The sequence below is a fragment of the Candidatus Woesearchaeota archaeon genome, assembly GCA_003695435.1.
Classification (GTDB): domain Archaea; phylum Nanobdellota; class Nanobdellia; order Woesearchaeales; family UBA11576; genus J101.
On record RFJL01000011.1, the window covers coordinates 1 to 17,426 of the forward strand.

Here is a 17,426-nt window from a genome sequence, read left to right on the forward strand (position 1 = left end):
CATTTCAACAAAATCAGAAGCATCATAGCTTGCACTCACTCCACCCGTGCGGTAATCAACCTTACTTGCAATGGTCCCTCCAAAGGAGAGTATTGAAACGGTAGGAAGAGACGAGTTTGGTTGAAGAGGTTTTTTCTGCTTTGAAACGGGTACGTAGGATTCAAGCACTTCATGGCTTTGGATCTTTGATCTGTCAATGCCGATGTTATACCCGTTTTCAAGTTTGAGGACAAAGATGTTTGGATCAAGAAGTTCTGGACGCGGAAGGTAAATTCCCACAAGCTCTTCATCATCTACAAGTATCCTTACTTTATCACCTGGCTTCATGATTTTGCACTTGCGTAAAAGTTATTGTTATTGTCAAGAACAATGAGTGTGAAGTTATCTCCTTTTTTCGCATCAAGCGGAATTACAATTTGATCTTCTACCAAGACAGGAGGTGGCGTGCTCACATCACATGCGTCACATTGTATTGCGAAACTAAACATGGTAGGTGTATCAAATGCGTTACGCACATAGGCATTATAACCCCCATCAACTACTTCAAGTTCTAAAAGTTTTTTCGGGACATCTTTTTGTATTTGTGATGCGTCCTGCTTAGAAACAATGGTTTGAGAGCATCCAAGAAGTATGAAAACGAGTAAGAGAAGAAGCATACTTGTTTTTTTCATAGTGCTAACACCTCTTCTGCGCATTTATAAAGATTTGGTAATGTATTTATAGGTGTGTGTAGCGTTGCTTAAATTAATGAAAACGATTGCAAAACCACGCGCACGCTCATAAGGGCGATTGATTCTTTATGTTTTGCTAGAGGTCTTTATAATGTATGTCAAGGATATAAAATGGGAAAAAGGAATGCGTGTCACTGATCTTGTAACGCAAATGGGAGCAGCAGGTTTTCAAGGAACAGAACTTGATCGCTGCGCAACAGCAATAGCGAAGATGAAAAAGGAAGGTGCAAAAATCTTCTTAACCTTCACATCAAACATGGTGACCTCTGGATTAAGAGGACTGTTTTCCCAAATGATTCAACTGGAAATGGCGCATGCAATAGTCACAACAGTGGGAGCAATAGAAGAGGATATTATGCGTGCAAGTGGAGAAGAGTTCATACTAGGACAGTTTCATTCTGATGATGTTGAACTTTACGAGAAAGGGCTTAACCGTGTAGGAAACCTGATGATTGCAAATGAGTCTTACGCACGATTTGAGGATATGATAAGTCCTCTTCTTAGAATGCTCTACGAGAAAAAACCTCGCTGGGCAGTATCTGAAATGTTAAAAGAAATCGGCCTTACTCTCCAAGATGAGGGATCAATAATCTTCCAAGCAGCAAAGCACGATGTCCCTGTGTTTTGTCCTGGAATTACCGACGGCGCTTTCGGGTTCCATCTCTACATGTTCCAACAAAAACATCCTGATTTTGTTGTTGATGTTGTTAAGGATTTCAAAAATATCATTCACTGCACAAGTTACGACGACAAAAAGGGAATTATCGCACTCGGAGGCTCTATTTCAAAGCACCATGCAATTCTTGCAACACTTCTCAACGGAGGTCTTGACTACGCAGTATACATGACAACGGCAAGATCTTCAAGCGGATCGATGAGTGGTGCTACAACTCAAGAGGCAAAAAGTTGGGGAAAGATTAAAGATGATAGTGATGCTGCGATGGTTATTGGCGATGTATCAATAACATTTCCTCTAGCGCTTACAAAGGCACTTGATCAACTAAGTGAGGAAGGAATTATCAATGGCTAGGTTTATTGTTAATCGTAACGTACTCAAAGAACAATATCAAAGCCTCGTTGATCTTGGCTTTCTCACAGCATACTCTGTAAAGACCAATCCTGACGTAGTTCCTTTTCTTGAAGAGGACACGAACTGTCTTTTTAGTATTGTTGCAGGAGAGAGTGCAGATCATGTCAAGGATAAAAGCCGTTTGTGGTTTATTGCTCAGGCATGGGATGGGCAAGAAATTCTTGAACTTCTTGAAAGAGGCATTACAAAATTCGTAGTGGATAATGAATGCGATCTCTTAACACTCAAAAAAGCACTTGTGAAAACAGAGCAGAGCATTGACTTACAACTGCGCATGAAGATCAGGGAGCATACGATCTACACAGGAAAGCACTATGTGTTTGGAATGTCTTCAGAGATGATTAATGAGGAGATTGCACAGCTCAAGAACCATCCAAAAATAAACTCTCTTGGTGTTCACTTCTATCGCAAGACGCAAAACGTCTCGGAGTGGAATTTTATTGACGAGCTTGAACGAGCACTTACCAAAGAGACACTTAAGACCATTGACAGCCTAAATATTGGGGGAGGATTACCTGTTAAATACGCGAATTCGAATATTGATGTTCTCCCTTCCATCTTTGAGAAGCTCAAAGCATTGGTTATGTGGTGCAAAGAGCAAAATATTACGCCGATGATGGAGCCAGGACGGTACATCGTAGCACCTGCTGTGAAGCTTGAAGCCAAGATCATAGCAAAGTATGAGAACACATTAATCCTTGATTGCTCTATTTTCAACGGAGCACTTGACACAGCTCTTCTCGGATTACGCCTGCTTGTAGAAGGAGAGGGCGAAGGAGAAGAGTATCTGATCAAAGGAAGAACGCCCGATTCAACAGATATCTTCAGGTACAAGGTCAAGCTTCCCCGAAAAGAAGTAGGGGACACTATTGTGTTCCTCAATGCAGGAGCGTATACGTTCACGACTGATTTTTGCGGCCTTAAGAAGATTACATTAGAAACTCAAACCCCTTAATCAAGAAAATATTCTTGTGTGCAATAGGCGTAATAGCGTTTATAGGCGGATTACTCAACCAAAGTAATCAACTTTCTTCTTCTTAATTTCTTCTGCGCGTTGAGCTCTAAAATGGGCTTCAAGAGACTTGTAGACTTCCTCAATTTCTTTGGAAACTGATGGGCGTACGACTTTAAAGGCATCTTCAAAATCATCTAAACTAACTTCCTTAGCGTCCATATTCTTACGCAAAGCATGCAGAGCAGCTTCTCTGCAAAGGGCTTCAATATCTGCGCCGACATATCCTTCTGCCTTTGCTGCAAGCTCTTTGATATTAACATCTTGTGCCAAGGGCATTTTTGCAGTGTGCACTTTGAAGATTTTCTCTCTTGCTTCCACGTCTGGAACAGGCGCCATCAAGACGCGATCAAATCGTCCAGGCCTAAGAAGAGCAGAATCTACAATATCAGGTCTGTTAGTAGCCCCAATGATAACAACATCATGCATTTCTTCAAGACCGTCAATTTCGGTAAGAAGTTGGTTTACAACGCGATCAGTAACATTGGAGTCACCACCCCCGCCACCACGTTTAGGGGCAAGGCTATCAATCTCATCAAAGAAGATAATGGTGGGACTTACCTGGCGTGCTTTTTCAAAGACCTTGCGAATACCTCGTTCAGACTCTCCAACCCATTTAGAGAGAAGCTCGGGACCCTTAACGGAGATGAAATTCGCATCACTCTCGTTAGCAACTGCTTTTGCAAGCATAGTTTTTCCTGTTCCTGGAGGGCCGTAGAGAAGAATTCCTTTAGGCGGTCTCACCCCTAGACGAGAAAATGCTTCTGGCTGTTTAAGAGGCCATTCAACAGCCTCTTTGAGTTTTTGTTTAATATCGTCAAGACCGCCAATATCATCCCAAGTAGTGGTGGGAACGGTGATAAGTACCTCTCGAAGGGCAGAGGGCCGCACTACTTTAAGCGCTTCAATAAAATCGTCTTGGGTGATGCGGAGTTTATCAAGGAGTTCAACAGGAATGGGGTCGTCTTTGTCAAGATGGAGGTCGGGAAGGACGCGTCTAAGAACAATCATTGCAGCTTCTTTTGCAAGCGCTGCTATATCAGCTCCAACAAAACCATAGGTTACTTCCGCAAGTTTATCAAGGTCAACCTCTTTTGCAAGAGGCATACCTCTTGTGTGAATTTTAAGAATGTTAAGTCGTCCGTCTTTGTTAGGAACACCTATTTCAATTTCTCTATCAAAGCGTCCAGGTCTTCTGAGGGCGGGATCAAGAGCATTGGGAATATTTGTTGCAGCTATAACAACAACCTTTCCTCGAGAGTTAAGACCGTCCATAAGTGCGAGAAGTTGTGCAACAACTCTTCTTTCAACTTCTCCTTTGGTATCTTCTCTTTTGGTTGCAATTGCATCAATCTCATCGATAAAAATGATGGAAGGTGCATTTTTTTCTGCTTCTTCAAAGATTTTACGCAGGTTTTCTTCTGATTGTCCATAATACTTGGACATAATCTCAGGACCGTTAATAACGGTAAAGTTAGAGTTCGTCTCGGAGGCAACTGCACGCGCGAGAAGTGTTTTTCCTGTTCCTGGAGGTCCATGAAGAAGGACTCCTTTTGGAGGTTCAATGCCAAGGCGCTCAAAGATTTCAGGATGTTTGAGAGGGATTTCAACCATTTCCCTTATCTTTTTGATCTCTTCTTTGAGCCCTCCAATATCTTCATAAGTAACATCTGGAATAACTTTACTCTCCTCAACTTCTTCAATAGGTTCGTTTTTGTAAATGACTTCTGTTTCCTGAGTGATAAGTACGGGACCTTTCGGATCTGTTTTTGCTACGATAAGTTTGATGTCTCCTAGGTTGAATCCCATCATGCTCTCATCAAGCATGGAGAAAATGTCTTCAACGGGGGACTGGCTCATGATGTTGCGGCGTCTTCGTGTTCCTCCAAGGGCGAGAATATCTCCAAGAACTACTGCTCGTCCAAGAAGACCTCTTTTGAAGAGTTCAGGGGGAGCTCGAATAAAGATTCCGTGACGCGCAGGAACAATCGTCACTTTTTTTGCAGCACTCACAGATGCCTTGCGTACTTTAATAATCTCGCCGATTCCTGTCTTCGCATTTCTTCGCAGAATGCCGTCCATTCGGATGATGTTAAGGCCAAGGTCTCCAGGATATGCGCGATCAACAATACCCACTGTTTTACGTCCTCCTTCTAGCTCAACAATATCTCCGGGACGTACAGAAATTTCTGCCATGAGATTGGCATCTATGCGAACAATGCCTTTATTAACATCATCTTGTACAGCTTCCGCGACTTTTAACTCAAGTTCTTTCATTCTAAGAGGGTAAAAAGATGAGGTCCTATATCTACTTTACTTTGATGCGTTGGAGCTGAATTGGGGGAGGAAGCCCTACTGCATCGGAAAGAATCGCAGATTGTATGCTGCTTTTCTCAATTACCTTGTTTGCAACGAGTTCAAAAATCTGTTTTTGGAGTTTCTTTTCCTTTTTCCACTTCTCCAAAATTTCTTTTACTTTGGCCTCATCTCCAAGGTAAAGAATACGTCCTTTGAGCTTGATATGTCCAAGGTTAGAATACGTTGTTTCTTGTTTGAAAAGGAATTGACAACCCTGCTGTGTTGTTGAGCCCACGCTGAGTGCATAAGGCTCTACGCCATCTATGGAGATATTACTCTTAATACTTACCTTTCCTTTTGGTTTTAGTTCTCTGTGAACATCAATGTCGGTAAACGTAAAGTTAACGATGGTCATACTTGCTCTCTCCTATGACTTGATATTTAAAGTTTGTGCCATACCTTTAAAAGGACGATTTTGTGTTTTTGTGGTATGTATGTTGATGTTCATGCTCATTTAGATGTAGAAGAATTCCGGGAAGATCTTCCTGAAGTCATTCAGCGAGCAGAAGATGCTGGCGTTCGCCTTATTGTTGCAAATGGAACAAATGTTAAGAGTAATCGCGCAGTTCTTCATCTTGCAAGGAAATATACAGTCATTAGGGCAGCTCTTGGTTTTTATCCTCTTGAAATTGTAAAGTCTTCTGTTCAAGAAATTGAAGAAGAGCTCGAGTTTATCAAAAAACACAAAGATGACATCGTTGCGATTGGAGAAGTGGGGTTGGATCTTTACTGGGATAAATCTCCTACAAATTTTGAAAAACAAAAGACGTTTTTCATTAAAATTATTGAATTGGCAAATAAGATTCAAAAGCCAATCATTGTTCATTCAAGAAAAGCTGAGCTAGAAACTATTGAAATTCTTGAGGAACACTCTGCATGTCCGGTTATTCTACATTCATACGGTGGAAAGCACAAATATGTTGATCGTTGCGTTGAACGCGGGTGGTATTTTACCGTTGCAGCAAATATTGAGAGGTCAGAGTCGTTGCAGGGATTAGTACAAAGAGTCCCAAGTGATCTTTTGCTTACAGAAACAGATTGTCCGTATCTCGCGCCCGTAAAAGGTGAGCGCTCAGAGCCAAAAGATGTAGTCCTAGCGGCAAGAAAAATAGCGCAGATTAAAGGAGTAGAAGAAGTAGAGATGAGGAATATTCTTTTCATGAATGCTCAACGCTTGTTCTATTAAGCCTTGAAAACTCTGTTTTAAATCGCTCAATTTTTCTCTCTTCTTCACGCGTATCTTGGTGCTCACTCACACAGCTTAGATTCTTACATTCGTACAATGATTTTAAATACCCAAAAAGATGATTTTTTCGTATGAAATTGGAGATTGACACGGAAAGAGACTCATTAGAGCATCTTGCTCATATCGCACAGATGCTACTTGCAATGGCAGGAAAAAAGCCGGAGCAAAATCAAGTCTATAGGAGAGAGTCTCGAAGACTGCGACCCCGTGACATTACAAGACAACAAGCAACATCAACAGCTCCAGTAAATCCTTCAGAGTATCCCTCATCAGGGTCCCCATCATATTCTCAGATCCACACCCCCCAACAACAAGCCCTGCCTGTTCGCGACGACAATCAGCAACAACAGCAGGCGGCTTCCACTCCTCTGCTTAACCTCTTCCAAGAAAACCCTCAACCTGCGCAACAACAAGTACAACAACAGCATTCAGCGCAACAACAATCACAGCAGCAATCAGCATATCAATCCTCAACAGTGCAATCAACACAATCTATTTTTGATATGTTCGCACAACCTGAAGAAAAACAACACGAAAAACAGCAAGCAGAAGAAGATGCTTCCCTTGAGGGCATACAAATAATTCCTTATTAGTGGGCGTGTGGTGTTCTGATTGAAATTTTCCACGTATCTACGTTCGCTTGTTGGTATGCTTGCGATGTGGTTCTTCTCCGCATAGATGATTCTGCGTTTAGATAATATTTATATTGAGTAAATCCCGCAAGAAGCGTATGCCTTACAAAATTCTGCCTCATACAGCCGATTGGATGGTTGAAGCAACAGGTAACACGCTAGAAGAAGCATTTGCAGAAGCGGCAAGAGGTGCTTTTGAAGTAATTTGCCCACCTGACGAAGTAAGGAAGGCACAAAGCTTTCCGATTAAAGTGCAGGCAAAGCGTTTGATGTCCTTACTCTATGAATTTATAGAGGAGCTCATCGTCCTTACAGACACAGAGGGGTTCCTTCTTAACTCTTTGAGTGATATGAAGATTGTGCAAAATGAGGATGGTTTTACCCTCACTGCAATAGCATGGGGGGACCATTACAAAAACTATGATGTGAAATCAGCGATCAAATCCATGACCTATTCCGATATGCTTATTAAAGAAGAGCAAGGAAAATATCGAGTAAGGATAACTGTTGATATATGAACAACAGGTGAATAAACAAGTAAATTCAAACAACATACGAAAGGCATATGAAAATAAAAAAAATCTCGGATTCGCAAATTGAAATTGAAAAAGAAGGTGCAATGCGTGTGCCTGTAAGGGTGTTTACATCAGACGTTCTTTTTGAAAAACTCAAAGAGGATAAATCATTACAACAAGGAATCAACGTAGCAACCCTCCCAGGCATTCAAAAAGCATCGTACATTATGCCCGATGCACATATGGGCTATGGCTTTTCAATCGGTGGAGTCGCAGGTTTTGATGCGCAAGAAGGAATTATCTCCCCTGGAGGAATTGGATTTGACATTAATTGCGGAGTGCGGGTTCTTGCAACAAATCTTACTGTTGAAGATGTTCGACCTAAAATGCATGAATTACTCACAGCGCTCTTCGAAGCAGTCCCCTCGGGAGTTGGCTCAGAATCAAAGTTTAAGCTTAGCAGGGAAGAGATGGATGAAGTATTGCTTAAAGGAGCGCGTTGGGCATTAGAAAGAGGATATGGCGAAGAAGAAGATCTCGAACTTACAGAAGAAGGTGGGTGTTTCCCAGATCCGGATCCTTCATTGGTTTCTCCTCGTGCAAAAAAAAGAGGAAAAGATCAACTAGGAACCTTGGGTTCAGGTAATCACTTCTTAGAAATTCAGTCTGTTGATGAGATTTATGATGAAGAAATAGCGCGTCGTTTTGGAATTACTAAGACGGGTCAAGTTGTTATTATGATTCATTGTGGATCGAGAGGTCTTGGACATCAGGTTTGTTCAGATTTCTTGCGTAAAATGGAAGAACAACAACCAGAACTTGCTGACAGCCTTCCTGATCGTGATCTCATGTACGCACCAGCACAGTCTCAAATAGCAAAAGACTACTTTAAAGCGATGCAAGCGGCTGCAAATTTTGCGTTTTGCAATAGGCAGATCATAGCACATCAGGTCAGAAAAACATTCAAAGAAGTATTTCCTGGTTGTGAAGTAAAACAAGTGTATGACATCGCGCATAACATTGCAAAACTTGAAGAACATGATGTTGATGGTGTTAAAAAGCAATTGTATGTCCACAGAAAAGGAGCTACACGAGCGTTTGGTCCTGGAAGAAAAGAAATTCCTGAAAAGTACAGAGATATTGGACAACCAATTCTCATACCCGGTTCCATGGGAACCGCATCGTTTATTCTTGTAGGAACACAAAAAGCAATGGAGATCTCTATGGGCTCAACAGCACATGGGGCGGGGAGGGTTATGTCAAGATCACAAGCAAAAAGAGAATTTGACGCAAAACAAATCAAAGAAGAACTTGCACAGAAAAACATTATGATTAAATCAGCGTCTATGCGGGGGATTACAGAAGAAGCCCCTCAAGTATACAAAGATGTTGATGAAGTTGTAAAGGTGTCGCATGAAGCAGGTATTGGGAAACTGGTAGTAAGAGTTGTTCCGCTTGGCGTAGTTAAGGGATAAGCTGCATTATTTTTTCACAGAACTTAGAACGTTCTTTTTCACTTCAGATGAAGTCATAACTCTTCCGAGAGGGAATCTTTGTGTTTGAAAGTCAGTTGAGTTGCGTCATACTCTCCTCGTTCTTCAAGGTGTTGTAGGAGTAAGCCTATGTTGAGAAGGTGAAATGGCCCTCGCTGTATGCGTAAATGTCCTTGTACTTGTGATGGTAAGGGTGTTGTTACCTGCCAACCCCTTGTGCGATAAAAGTGAGCAATATGGTTTTGAGCAAGTCGTATTGCGAGATGGTGGCCCTCGAAATGAACAATTTCCGCGTCGGGAAGGGCCCCTTCATAGACGGTTCTTGGTTGGAGCTGGTAAAACGAAAAGAGCATGTCATGCTCTGTTTGACCAACTCTCTTGACAGGTTCCCTAAAAAGAATGCGTAAAACCATTTCTTGATCCTGCTTCAAACCTGATTTCATCTCAAACTCATTCTCTAAATACACGTAGGGGTGTTGAAAGGTGAATTGCTGGTAGAACTCTTCATTAAGTGAGCGATATGCGCGGTCTATGTGATAAACTGTTTTTCCATCATAGAGGTTACCTGGCGTCGATACTACAACAGCATCTCTCATAAGACTGTTCAGAACAGAATACCTGTATAAAAAAGTATGGGAGAAAAATTAAGATAAGCAAAACCTTGGCGTTGCGCTCGAGAGGGGGCAGCAAGAACGAGGCTTTAGCCGTGGTGTTGCTTATCTATGAGTGTTAGAATGGATCCTCTCCTGTAATAACTCCTTTTTCTTCGTATTGTTCAAGGCCCAGTATTTCATGATCCCACTCAGCAAAGAGTCTTTCCTTTTCGTAGTGTTCAGTTTTTTTATATCTCCACGTCATAAAGCTCACCTCTCGTCCAAGCATCTGAAAATTGAAAGTCAAAGAGTTTCATGCGATCCTCAGCTTGAGCTGTTTTCATTGTTTGATTCTGCACTTGGTAGTAAAAGAGTTTTTCAATGGTCGTTGTTCTTAAGTCACGTGGGTCAATCATGGTATCACCTCAGATACTTTTTTAGGGGGGGTCAAAAGGTAGGTGGAGGCAAGGTTTTTCGGGGTCATGGCGCCTCCACCGCTTTCTACTCTCGAAAATGCCAGAACTGTTTAAATACCTCATTCGAGTATCTGTCCAGTGTCCAGTGGACGCAAAAAAAGAAGAATCAAATACTACGACAGCAAATACGTGCATAACAAGGACTGGACAGGGTGAAAAATAGTCGTACATTTATTTAAAACCGCCAAATTCGCTGAGTTTTTTTGTTTTAGCAATTTCAATAATCGTAGTATTTCCATCCTTTCCGGTAACGCGTTTTGTGTCAATAAAGCGATTATCCGCAAGCTTTCGTATGCGACGCTGAAATGTCTTATACGTTACCGTTGCACCTGTTTGTTTATACTTTTCATACAAATCACCAATGCGAGATCCATCGTGCGCCTTAATAATTTCTAAAATACGCTGAGCATCATCTTCAAGATCTTCTTGATCCTTAATGGTGAAATGATCCATCTTCGCAAGCGCTTGTTTGACATGATCTGAAGTGATTTTTTTAGAAGAACTCATCTCAGCATGCTGTCCTGCTTCTTTAAGCAAGTAAAGACCTGCACGAATATCCTGAAAACGAGATGCCTCCTCACATGCAAGGGCAAAGGCTTGTGCATCCCACGCACCTTTAACAAAGGCATATTCGCTTCGTTGTTTGAGAATTTCTTTGGTTTCTTGAGCAGAGTAAGGCCGAAACGCGACTTTTTCAGGAAGAACTCTTGAACGCACGCGCGGTTCAAGCTCATCAACCCAATCCTCGTGATTCGTAATAAGAATAATTGTTTTTTTGAAAATCTCTTCCACAAGCGTGTAGAGGAACTCAGTATCCTCAACTTTGTCAATTTCATCAAACACAAAAACAGCAGATTTCTTATTAACAATGTTCTTAATCACGTTGAATAGTTCATCACTTCGCTTATTGTGCGTGAGTTTGTATCCAAGTTGCTCACAGATATCAACATAAATTTTGAACGTAGTATTTTTAGTCCAGCAATTAATGTAAATACACTCTACTTCATCATACTCTTCTTCTAATTCTTTGAGAACCATACGCGCAGCTGCAGTTTTACCAATTCCTGGAGCTCCATGGATGAGGAGGTTCTTTCCAGTACGGCCCTGAAGGAGCGGAGCAATGCACTGAGCAATGTAGTGTTGTTCACTCTCCCGAAAAGGAAGGAGTTTTGGCAAAAAAGAATAATCAAGCGCCAACTCGTTCAAGAACACAGATTCTCCGCTTCCAAGCATGTCTTTAAAGAGTCCCATGGCACATCTAATCACTGCGTTGTTTATAAGAATTGCTTGTTGCAAGGCAAAGCGTTTTCAAATTATTTATGCTTTTTCCCACACTTTGGACAATAATTAAAAAGTGCGTGTAGGGTAACTCCGCAACTATCACAACGAAGAACATGTGATCCCGACAGAATATGCTCTCGCACACTTTCCTTGCTCTGTAATAGAGAAAATAACCACTTAAGAAGTCCCCATAAAAACATAAGAATACCTGCATACAAAAAGACGATAAGTTCTACCGGATTTACGAAATACGAGATAAGTGTAACGATACCTCCAATAATCATGTAAATAAACCAGGGAATACTTGAAGCCATAATAATTAGCGTTTAATACGTTCAATGCCGTTCATATAGGGCACTAGTACCTGTGGGATGAGAACGCTACCATCTTCTTGTTGGTAGTGCTCAAGAATGGCAACCATTGCGCGTGAAGTGGCGATTCCCGTGCAATTAAGCGTGTGTGCAAGGGGCTGTTTTGGTTTTCCAGGCTCTCCATAGCGAATATTAAGTCTTCGCGCCTGATAATCTGTGCAGTTTGAACCGGATACTACTTCAATATATTTTTGCTGCCTGGGGCTCCACACTTCAATATCGTATTTCTTAGCAGCAACTGTTCCAAGATCTCCGGTGCAAATATTCACAACGCGATAAGGCAATCCCAGTCCTTGAAAAATTTCCTCTGCGTTACGTATCATCTCTTCATGAAGATCCCAACTCTCCTCAGGCTTGCAAATAACTACTTGTTCAACCTTGGTGAATTGGTGAACACGAAAAAGGCCCTTCGTATCAAGACCTGATGACCCAATTTCCTTTCTAAAACAATGAGAAAGTCCAACTATTTTAAGAGGAAGCATATCTTGGGGAAGAACTTCATCCATGAATTGCGCGGTAAGAGGGTGTTCAGAAGTTGCAATAAGATATTCATCTTCTTCTTCCACCTTATACATTACATTCTCAAAATCTGAAAGATCCGTAACCCCTGCGTAAGGCTTTTTACGCATCATAAACGGAACTTCATAAAAGAGGTACCCTTTCTTCATAAGCGTGTCTCGTGCATAGGCGATGAGGGCTTGATTAAGTAGGGCAAGTTCGTTCTTAAGAAAATAAAAACCCGCACCTGAAATCTTCACTGCGCGATCAAAGTCAACAAGATCAAGTGCCTCTGCAACATCAATATGATTTTTCACGTCCGTAGTTTTTCTCTCACCCCATGAACGCACCTCTACATTATCAGAGTCATCCTTGCCATAGGGAACGGTTTCATGGGTGATGTTCGGAAGAGTCATGAGAATTTCTTGAATGCGAGAATGCGTTCTCTCAACTTCATCTTCTAAAAGTTTAATCTGCTGAGGAATTGCCTTTGACTCTTCAAGAAGTGAAGAAACATCCTTTCCTGCTTTCTTAGCAGCAGCAATCTCCTTGCTCAGTGAATTACGCTTGGAGCGAAGAGCATCAAGTTCTTGTTTGCTCTTCCTCCACTCCTCGTCAAGTCGTAAAAGCTCATCAACAAGGACGATTTTTTCATCCTTGCGCTTTTCAAGATCTTGACGCACAATTTCAGGATGTTCTCTGATGAGATTAATATCAAGCATGTTGTGTTCCTACAAAGACTCTTTTATAAAGGCTCTGTTGCGCTATTTAAAAAGCTCTTTGAGCCAAATCTCCATTCTTTGCCACAAGGTCACATCAACAAGAGAGATGGAAAATGTTTCTTTGGAGGAATAGGAATTCCCCTTGTAGTCCTCATATACCAGAGTGATGGTTCCGGTGTTTCTTCCAACATTAAGAAGATCCCCTCTGAAACCTAATTGTACCACCTGCTTTGAATCAACATCGCCCAGAACGAATTCCTCAGAGCTTCTCCCTAACTCGACACGTACCGTTGTGTTGTGCAATCCTGACTGAGACGTTGGCTCAACAATAAATTGGAGAATCTCGCTCTCTTCATAATGTATTGTTGACGAGAGGTTATCAATAAGAATTCTTGCTGAAGGCTTGTCAAGAATCTGCAATTCAATAAGGTATAATTGATCAAGAGTTCTGTGCTTTAAGGAGAGTGGCAGTTGATGAAATCCTTCTTCAAAAGTTCCCAAATTAAATTCAACAACACTTTCCTGATTAAGGAAAAGATCAACACGCTTGCAAACATCCTCAAGACACACAAGCAAGTCATCAAGAATGCTTGTACCTCTATTCTTAAGTCTGCACTCGTAGACCACATTGTCTTGCGCGTAGTAATGTTGTTGAATTGAAGAGCATTGCACATCAACAGCACTTTCTTCTTGGTTGTTTTCTTGAACGTGGGCAAGTGTTTGTAAATCTGCAACATCAAGGATACTCTCGCCCTTTGAAATAACAAAGGAATCTTTTGCATAGCCTCCCTGTGAGCTTTTCACTTCTACAGGAATAGTATACACGAAATGTTCATCAAGGTTTTGGGGCGCCTCAACGACCCAGGAAACTGTTTTTGTCTCAAAAGGAGCCAAAAAAAGGGTTTGGGTGGAATCTTCAACATACTCAATGGTATTCACAGGTGTTAAGATAACTGTTGGTGAGATGTAGCTATCAAGAAGATTGGTAACATGCACTTGAATAAGATTTGCACTTCCAAAACCAATGGAGTGATCATACACATCAAGATCAAGAGCTATTTTATCCTTTTGCACGCCCTTGTAGTCAATGAGTTGAGCGTCAATAATGATGGGCTTAGCAACACCTACAACATCGCGACCTAGCCAGGTAAAAACAGTAGCACTCTGAGCACTATCTATGCTCTCTTTAAGTTTAATGTGGGTAGGATCTACAAATCCATACTCTCCGTAGGTTACATCCCAAGCAACCCATCCAACAGAAGGAAAATACACCTCTGCCCAGCCATGTGCTCCCCAATCATTTTCAAAAAGCTCAGAGTCCGAATAGACAACACCTGAAATAAACTTTGCAGGGATTCCAAGGGTGCGTAGCTGTGCAATGAACAAGGAGGTGAGCTCATCACAAACGCCTTGTCGGTTTTCAAGAACCCAGCTCGCAGGCTGCGAAACCTCTGCGGTGAGCGTGGAGAGGTTATACTCAATGTTCTTGTTTGTCCAAGAAGCAATAGTATACACCACATCGTATAAATCATTTTTCCCCTGCACAAGTTGAGATGCGAGTCGGATAATTTTTTCATCGTCGCTATTGATGTGTTCAGAAGGTTTGGTGTAGGGGAGAACATCAGAAGGAAGAGATGCTAGAGGGTAGGCAATTTTGCGAGTGATAGGGAGGTAATGGGGATGCGAGATTACGCGAGCATCAATACTAAAATCAAGATCTCCTGGCTCGGGATTATCCCAAAAAAAGGCGAACTTGCCTGTTGTAGAAACGGGATCTGGTTGGGTTTTAAGAGAGATAACGTCTTGGGAGTAATAGTCCTGAGGGCTAAAAAGCACATCTGCTTGCACGTAATCTATACTCCCACTACTTTTTTGCAAAGAGAGTTGCACTCCGGATTCAATGTGTACTTGCACTTCAACTTGCTCTGCGGTGTATTGCCAGAAATTATCGCTATCTAACTCTTGGGCGGGGAGAAGTGGAAGCATAAGCAGTGCGAGAAAAGTAAAGGTGGAGAGTAAACGATGGTTCATCGTTTTTGAGGGGGTGCGCGCCTATTAAAAACGTATTCCTTCAAATCCACCACTCAAGTGAAAAACGCCGAGGGGGGGATTTGAACCCCCGTGTCCTAGGGACACAGGATCATTGCGAGGTGATCTGAAGAACTCAGCGTTCTTAGCAATCCTGCGCAATACCAGACTATGCGACCTCGGCAAAGCTTGAAGTAGAACTGCTCCCAGTTCATTTATAAAGGTTCTGCCAGCGAAGATTTATAAATGACCTCTAAGCTTATCAACAAATAACCATAGCGAGGTGGAGCAGCTAGGAGTGCTCGGTGGGCTCATAACCCACAGGTCGGTGGTTCAAATCCACTCCTCGCTACTTTTTTATCATCAGCTCAGCATTCTTAGAATCATGCCAAAACCATTTCCCCAGCTCAAACATAAAGCAATTCTTGCGCCAATGTCTGGTGTCACTCACGTGGCATTTAGACAGCTTTGCAAAGAATACGGAGCAGCACTTACTGTAACGGAGTTCCTCAGCGCAACCGCGATAAACCATAAAAACAAGCTTACAAGAAAAATGATGGCAGTAGCAGATAACGAAAGTCCTGTTGCCTGCCAATTGTTCGGGTCCAGCGTGGATGAAATTATTTGTGCTGCAAAGATTGTTGAGTCACACTTTGACATCATAGATATCAACGTTGGTTGCCCTGCGTATAAAGTAGTGCGAACAGGTGCAGGGTCAGCTCTTCTAAGCAATCCTGAAAAAATAGCTCAGATAGTAAGATCTCTTGTAAATGCGGTACGTATTCCAATCACTGTTAAAATACGAGCAGGCATTGCAAAGTCTTGCATCAACGCGGTTGAAGTTGCAAAAGCTTGTGAAGAAGCGGGAGCTTCCGCAATAACAGTTCATCCAAGAACTGCAAAACAAGGTTATTCTGGAGTTGCTGATTGGTCTATCATCAAACAAGTTAAAGAAGCAGTAAGCATCCCTGTCATTGGTAACGGAGATATCAAAACAGCACAAGATGCTCAACGTATGCTCAAAGAAACGGGTTGTGATTATGTCATGGTGGGAAGAGCAGCACGCGCAAACCCGTATATCTTCACACAAATAAACGCCCTTCTCGAAGAGGGAAAACATCTTCAAGCGCCAAGTTTTGAGGAGAAAATAGAACTACTCTTCAACTATTTACGACACGCAAGAGAGCATGATATCAAGTTTTCAAACGTCCTTGCCGTAGCCCAAGCATTCACCAAAGGATATGAAGGAACTGCGCAGTTACGCAACGCTATGACTCAGTGTAAGTCAGAAGAAGAATTAACCGCTCTACTTGAACGCACTCTCAACTTGTCCAAGTAGTGCATCACAGGTCTTATGAACTGCTTTTGCAAGGTCAAAATCTTCATAGTGTGATTCGAAGATTTTCTTAGAAGGGATATCAAAGCGAAGACGTATTTCTTGCCTGTCCTGGTGGCCTCCCTTATCTACTTTACGAACGTGCACATGCAACGTACACTCGTTTTGTGCGATGCGAACAAGTTTGGGAAAGGTGTCTTCAATGATTTTTTTTACCATCTGAGCATCGTCATCGATGAGAACGCCTAATCCGTCATATTGAATAGTTGTCATAAGAAGCGTTTTCGTTATAACATTCTTAAATCTTATGTACTGCACCTTTATATAGTCCTAGGTATCGAGGTGTTTAATGATTGTTGCAGGCGTTGATGAGGCTGGAAGAGGACCTGTCATCGGCCCCATGGTAATGGTAGGTCTTAAGTGTAGCGAAGAAGATGAAGAACGCTTGAGAAGAATGGGTGTTAAGGACTCAAAACTTCTTAGCCCTCTGCAAAGAGAACGGTTATATGAACAACTTATTGAACATTTTGAATACGAGCTTATCATACTCACACCAAAAGAGATTGATGAAGCACTTGCACATCCCGATCTGAATCTTAACTGGCTTGAAGCTCTGACCACCGCAAAACTTCTCAATCTATTAAACGCAGATAAGGCATACGTTGACTGCCCCTCTAACAATGTTGAGGCGTATACTGCCTATCTGAAAAAACACTTGGAAGTAAAGACGATCATCGTTTGTGAGCACGGGGCTGACAAAACGTATCCTGTTGCAAGCGCGGCTTCAATCATTGCGAAAGTAACGCGCGACAAAGCAATAAGAGACGTTGAGAAAAGGATAGGGCAACGTGTGGGCTCAGGATATCCAAGTGATCCTGTAACCGTACAATTTCTTAAAGAAAATTGGAACAAGCATAAGGAAATATTTAGAACTTCCTGGGCAAGCTATAAGAATATTGCGCAAAAACACGCTCAGAAGGGGCTTGAAGACTTTTAGACCACCGACATATTTATAAAGCAGGTCGGCGAGTATTACGCTAAAAA

The 17,426-nt window shown here is 41.9% G+C and carries 17 protein-coding genes and 2 tRNA genes; 9 read left to right on the forward strand and 10 right to left on the reverse strand.

The genetic code is table 11. The features are described 5' to 3' along the window. Window positions 1-327, reverse strand: a 327-nt coding sequence (locus D6774_00720) for a Glu-tRNA(Gln) amidotransferase GatDE subunit D (protein ID RME78530.1), incomplete at its 3' end; no start/stop codon positions are given. Next, window positions 324-671, reverse strand: a complete 348-nt coding sequence (locus D6774_00725; GenBank protein ID RME78531.1) for a hypothetical protein — start codon at window positions 669-671, stop codon at window positions 324-326. The genes D6774_00725 and D6774_00720, both read right to left, overlap by 4 nt. A gap of 148 nt (window positions 672-819) precedes the next feature. On the opposite strand from D6774_00725, the gene D6774_00730 reads away from it, so the two are divergent. Together D6774_00730 and D6774_00735 are read left to right on the forward strand one after the other, a co-directional pair. Next, window positions 820-1,761, forward strand: a complete 942-nt coding sequence (locus tag D6774_00730; GenBank protein RME78566.1) for a deoxyhypusine synthase — start codon at window positions 820-822, stop codon at window positions 1,759-1,761. Then, window positions 1,754-2,776 (forward strand): decarboxylase, encoded by a 1,023-nt coding sequence (locus D6774_00735; GenBank protein RME78532.1) that lies wholly within the window; start codon window positions 1,754-1,756, stop codon window positions 2,774-2,776. Before D6774_00730 ends, D6774_00735 begins: the two co-directional genes overlap by 8 nt. A gap of 54 nt (window positions 2,777-2,830) precedes the next feature. On the opposite strand, the gene D6774_00740 is transcribed toward D6774_00735, so the two are convergent. Then, window positions 2,831-5,110: an AAA family ATPase gene (locus D6774_00740; protein RME78533.1), complete on the reverse strand. Its 2,280-nt coding sequence runs from the start codon at window positions 5,108-5,110 to the stop codon at window positions 2,831-2,833. A 31-nt stretch (window positions 5,111-5,141) separates the two neighbouring features. Beyond that, on the reverse strand, window positions 5,142-5,546 hold the full coding sequence (locus tag D6774_00745) for a hypothetical protein (GenBank protein ID RME78534.1): 405 nt from the start codon (window positions 5,544-5,546) through the stop codon (window positions 5,142-5,144). 75 nt (window positions 5,547-5,621) lie between these two features. Between D6774_00745 and D6774_00750 the strand changes: the two genes are divergently transcribed. The 4 genes from D6774_00750 to D6774_00765 all read left to right on the forward strand — a co-directional run bounded on the left by D6774_00750 (window position 5,622) and on the right by D6774_00765 (window position 9,059). After that, the gene (locus D6774_00750) at window positions 5,622-6,377 is read left to right on the forward strand and encodes a TatD family deoxyribonuclease (protein ID RME78535.1); all 756 of its coding nucleotides are present in this window, start codon (window positions 5,622-5,624) and stop codon (window positions 6,375-6,377) included. Window positions 6,378-6,508: 131 nt separating this feature from the next. Continuing rightward, complete coding sequence (locus D6774_00755; GenBank protein ID RME78536.1) at window positions 6,509-7,030, forward strand: hypothetical protein; 522 nt, start codon at window positions 6,509-6,511, stop codon at window positions 7,028-7,030. A 137-nt stretch (window positions 7,031-7,167) separates the two neighbouring features. Beyond that, complete coding sequence (locus D6774_00760) at window positions 7,168-7,587, forward strand: archease (protein RME78537.1); 420 nt, start codon at window positions 7,168-7,170, stop codon at window positions 7,585-7,587. Window positions 7,588-7,634: 47 nt separating this feature from the next. Beyond that, on the forward strand, window positions 7,635-9,059 hold the full coding sequence (locus D6774_00765) for an RtcB family protein (GenBank protein RME78538.1): 1,425 nt from the start codon (window positions 7,635-7,637) through the stop codon (window positions 9,057-9,059). Window positions 9,060-9,112: 53 nt separating this feature from the next. Here the strand turns inward: D6774_00765 and D6774_00770 are convergent, their stop codons facing one another. The 5 genes from D6774_00770 to D6774_00790 form a co-directional block, all read right to left on the reverse strand. After that, entirely contained in the window at window positions 9,113-9,673 is a 561-nt protein-coding gene (locus D6774_00770; protein ID RME78539.1) for a hypothetical protein, read from the reverse strand. Between the two features lie 644 nt (window positions 9,674-10,317). Continuing rightward, entirely contained in the window at window positions 10,318-11,397 is a 1,080-nt protein-coding gene (locus D6774_00775; protein RME78540.1) for an AAA family ATPase, read from the reverse strand. A 349-nt stretch (window positions 11,398-11,746) separates the two neighbouring features. Further along, complete coding sequence (locus D6774_00780; GenBank protein ID RME78541.1) at window positions 11,747-13,018, reverse strand: serine--tRNA ligase; 1,272 nt, start codon at window positions 13,016-13,018, stop codon at window positions 11,747-11,749. A gap of 42 nt (window positions 13,019-13,060) precedes the next feature. Beyond that, on the reverse strand, window positions 13,061-15,049 hold the full coding sequence (locus D6774_00785; GenBank protein ID RME78542.1) for a transglutaminase domain-containing protein: 1,989 nt from the start codon (window positions 15,047-15,049) through the stop codon (window positions 13,061-13,063). Window positions 15,050-15,114: 65 nt separating this feature from the next. Beyond that, window positions 15,115-15,230 (reverse strand) — tRNA-Ser (locus D6774_00790). Between the two features lie 93 nt (window positions 15,231-15,323). On the opposite strand from D6774_00790, the gene D6774_00795 reads away from it, so the two are divergent. Both D6774_00795 and dusB read left to right on the forward strand, forming a co-directional pair. Further along, window positions 15,324-15,398, forward strand: a tRNA-Met gene (locus D6774_00795). Between the two features lie 33 nt (window positions 15,399-15,431). Next, window positions 15,432-16,385, forward strand: coding sequence for a tRNA dihydrouridine synthase DusB (gene dusB, locus D6774_00800; GenBank protein RME78543.1), 954 nt, complete (start codon window positions 15,432-15,434; stop codon window positions 16,383-16,385). Here dusB and D6774_00805 read toward each other — a convergent pair. Next, window positions 16,353-16,655: a hypothetical protein gene (locus D6774_00805; GenBank protein ID RME78544.1), complete on the reverse strand. Its 303-nt coding sequence runs from the start codon at window positions 16,653-16,655 to the stop codon at window positions 16,353-16,355. The two genes, dusB and D6774_00805, sit on opposite strands and share 33 nt — an antisense overlap. 76 nt (window positions 16,656-16,731) lie before the next feature. Here D6774_00805 and D6774_00810 point away from each other — a divergent pair, with 76 nt between their 5' ends. Beyond that, window positions 16,732-17,379, forward strand: coding sequence for a ribonuclease HII (locus tag D6774_00810; protein RME78545.1), 648 nt, complete (start codon window positions 16,732-16,734; stop codon window positions 17,377-17,379). Window positions 17,380-17,426: the final 47 nt, after the last annotated feature.

Coding starts and splice junctions, on each gene's coding strand:
- D6774_00760 (RME78537.1), top strand. CDS start 7,168: ATGCCTTACAAAATTCTGCCTCATACAGCCGATTGGATGGTTGAAGCA.
- D6774_00770 (RME78539.1), bottom strand. CDS start 9,673: ATGAGAGATGCTGTTGTAGTATCGACGCCAGGTAACCTCTATGATGGA.
- D6774_00725 (RME78531.1), bottom strand. CDS start 671: ATGAAAAAAACAAGTATGCTTCTTCTCTTACTCGTTTTCATACTTCTT.
- D6774_00765 (RME78538.1), top strand. CDS start 7,635: ATGAAAATAAAAAAAATCTCGGATTCGCAAATTGAAATTGAAAAAGAA.
- D6774_00750 (RME78535.1), top strand. CDS start 5,622: ATGTATGTTGATGTTCATGCTCATTTAGATGTAGAAGAATTCCGGGAA.
- D6774_00785 (RME78542.1), bottom strand. CDS start 15,049: ATGAACCATCGTTTACTCTCCACCTTTACTTTTCTCGCACTGCTTATG.
- D6774_00775 (RME78540.1), bottom strand. CDS start 11,397: ATGGGACTCTTTAAAGACATGCTTGGAAGCGGAGAATCTGTGTTCTTG.
- D6774_00740 (RME78533.1), bottom strand. CDS start 5,110: ATGAAAGAACTTGAGTTAAAAGTCGCGGAAGCTGTACAAGATGATGTT.
- D6774_00780 (RME78541.1), bottom strand. CDS start 13,018: ATGCTTGATATTAATCTCATCAGAGAACATCCTGAAATTGTGCGTCAA.
- D6774_00745 (RME78534.1), bottom strand. CDS start 5,546: ATGACCATCGTTAACTTTACGTTTACCGACATTGATGTTCACAGAGAA.
- D6774_00810 (RME78545.1), top strand. CDS start 16,732: ATGATTGTTGCAGGCGTTGATGAGGCTGGAAGAGGACCTGTCATCGGC.
- D6774_00805 (RME78544.1), bottom strand. CDS start 16,655: ATGACAACTATTCAATATGACGGATTAGGCGTTCTCATCGATGACGAT.
- D6774_00755 (RME78536.1), top strand. CDS start 6,509: ATGAAATTGGAGATTGACACGGAAAGAGACTCATTAGAGCATCTTGCT.
- D6774_00735 (RME78532.1), top strand. CDS start 1,754: ATGGCTAGGTTTATTGTTAATCGTAACGTACTCAAAGAACAATATCAA.
- dusB (RME78543.1), top strand. CDS start 15,432: ATGCCAAAACCATTTCCCCAGCTCAAACATAAAGCAATTCTTGCGCCA.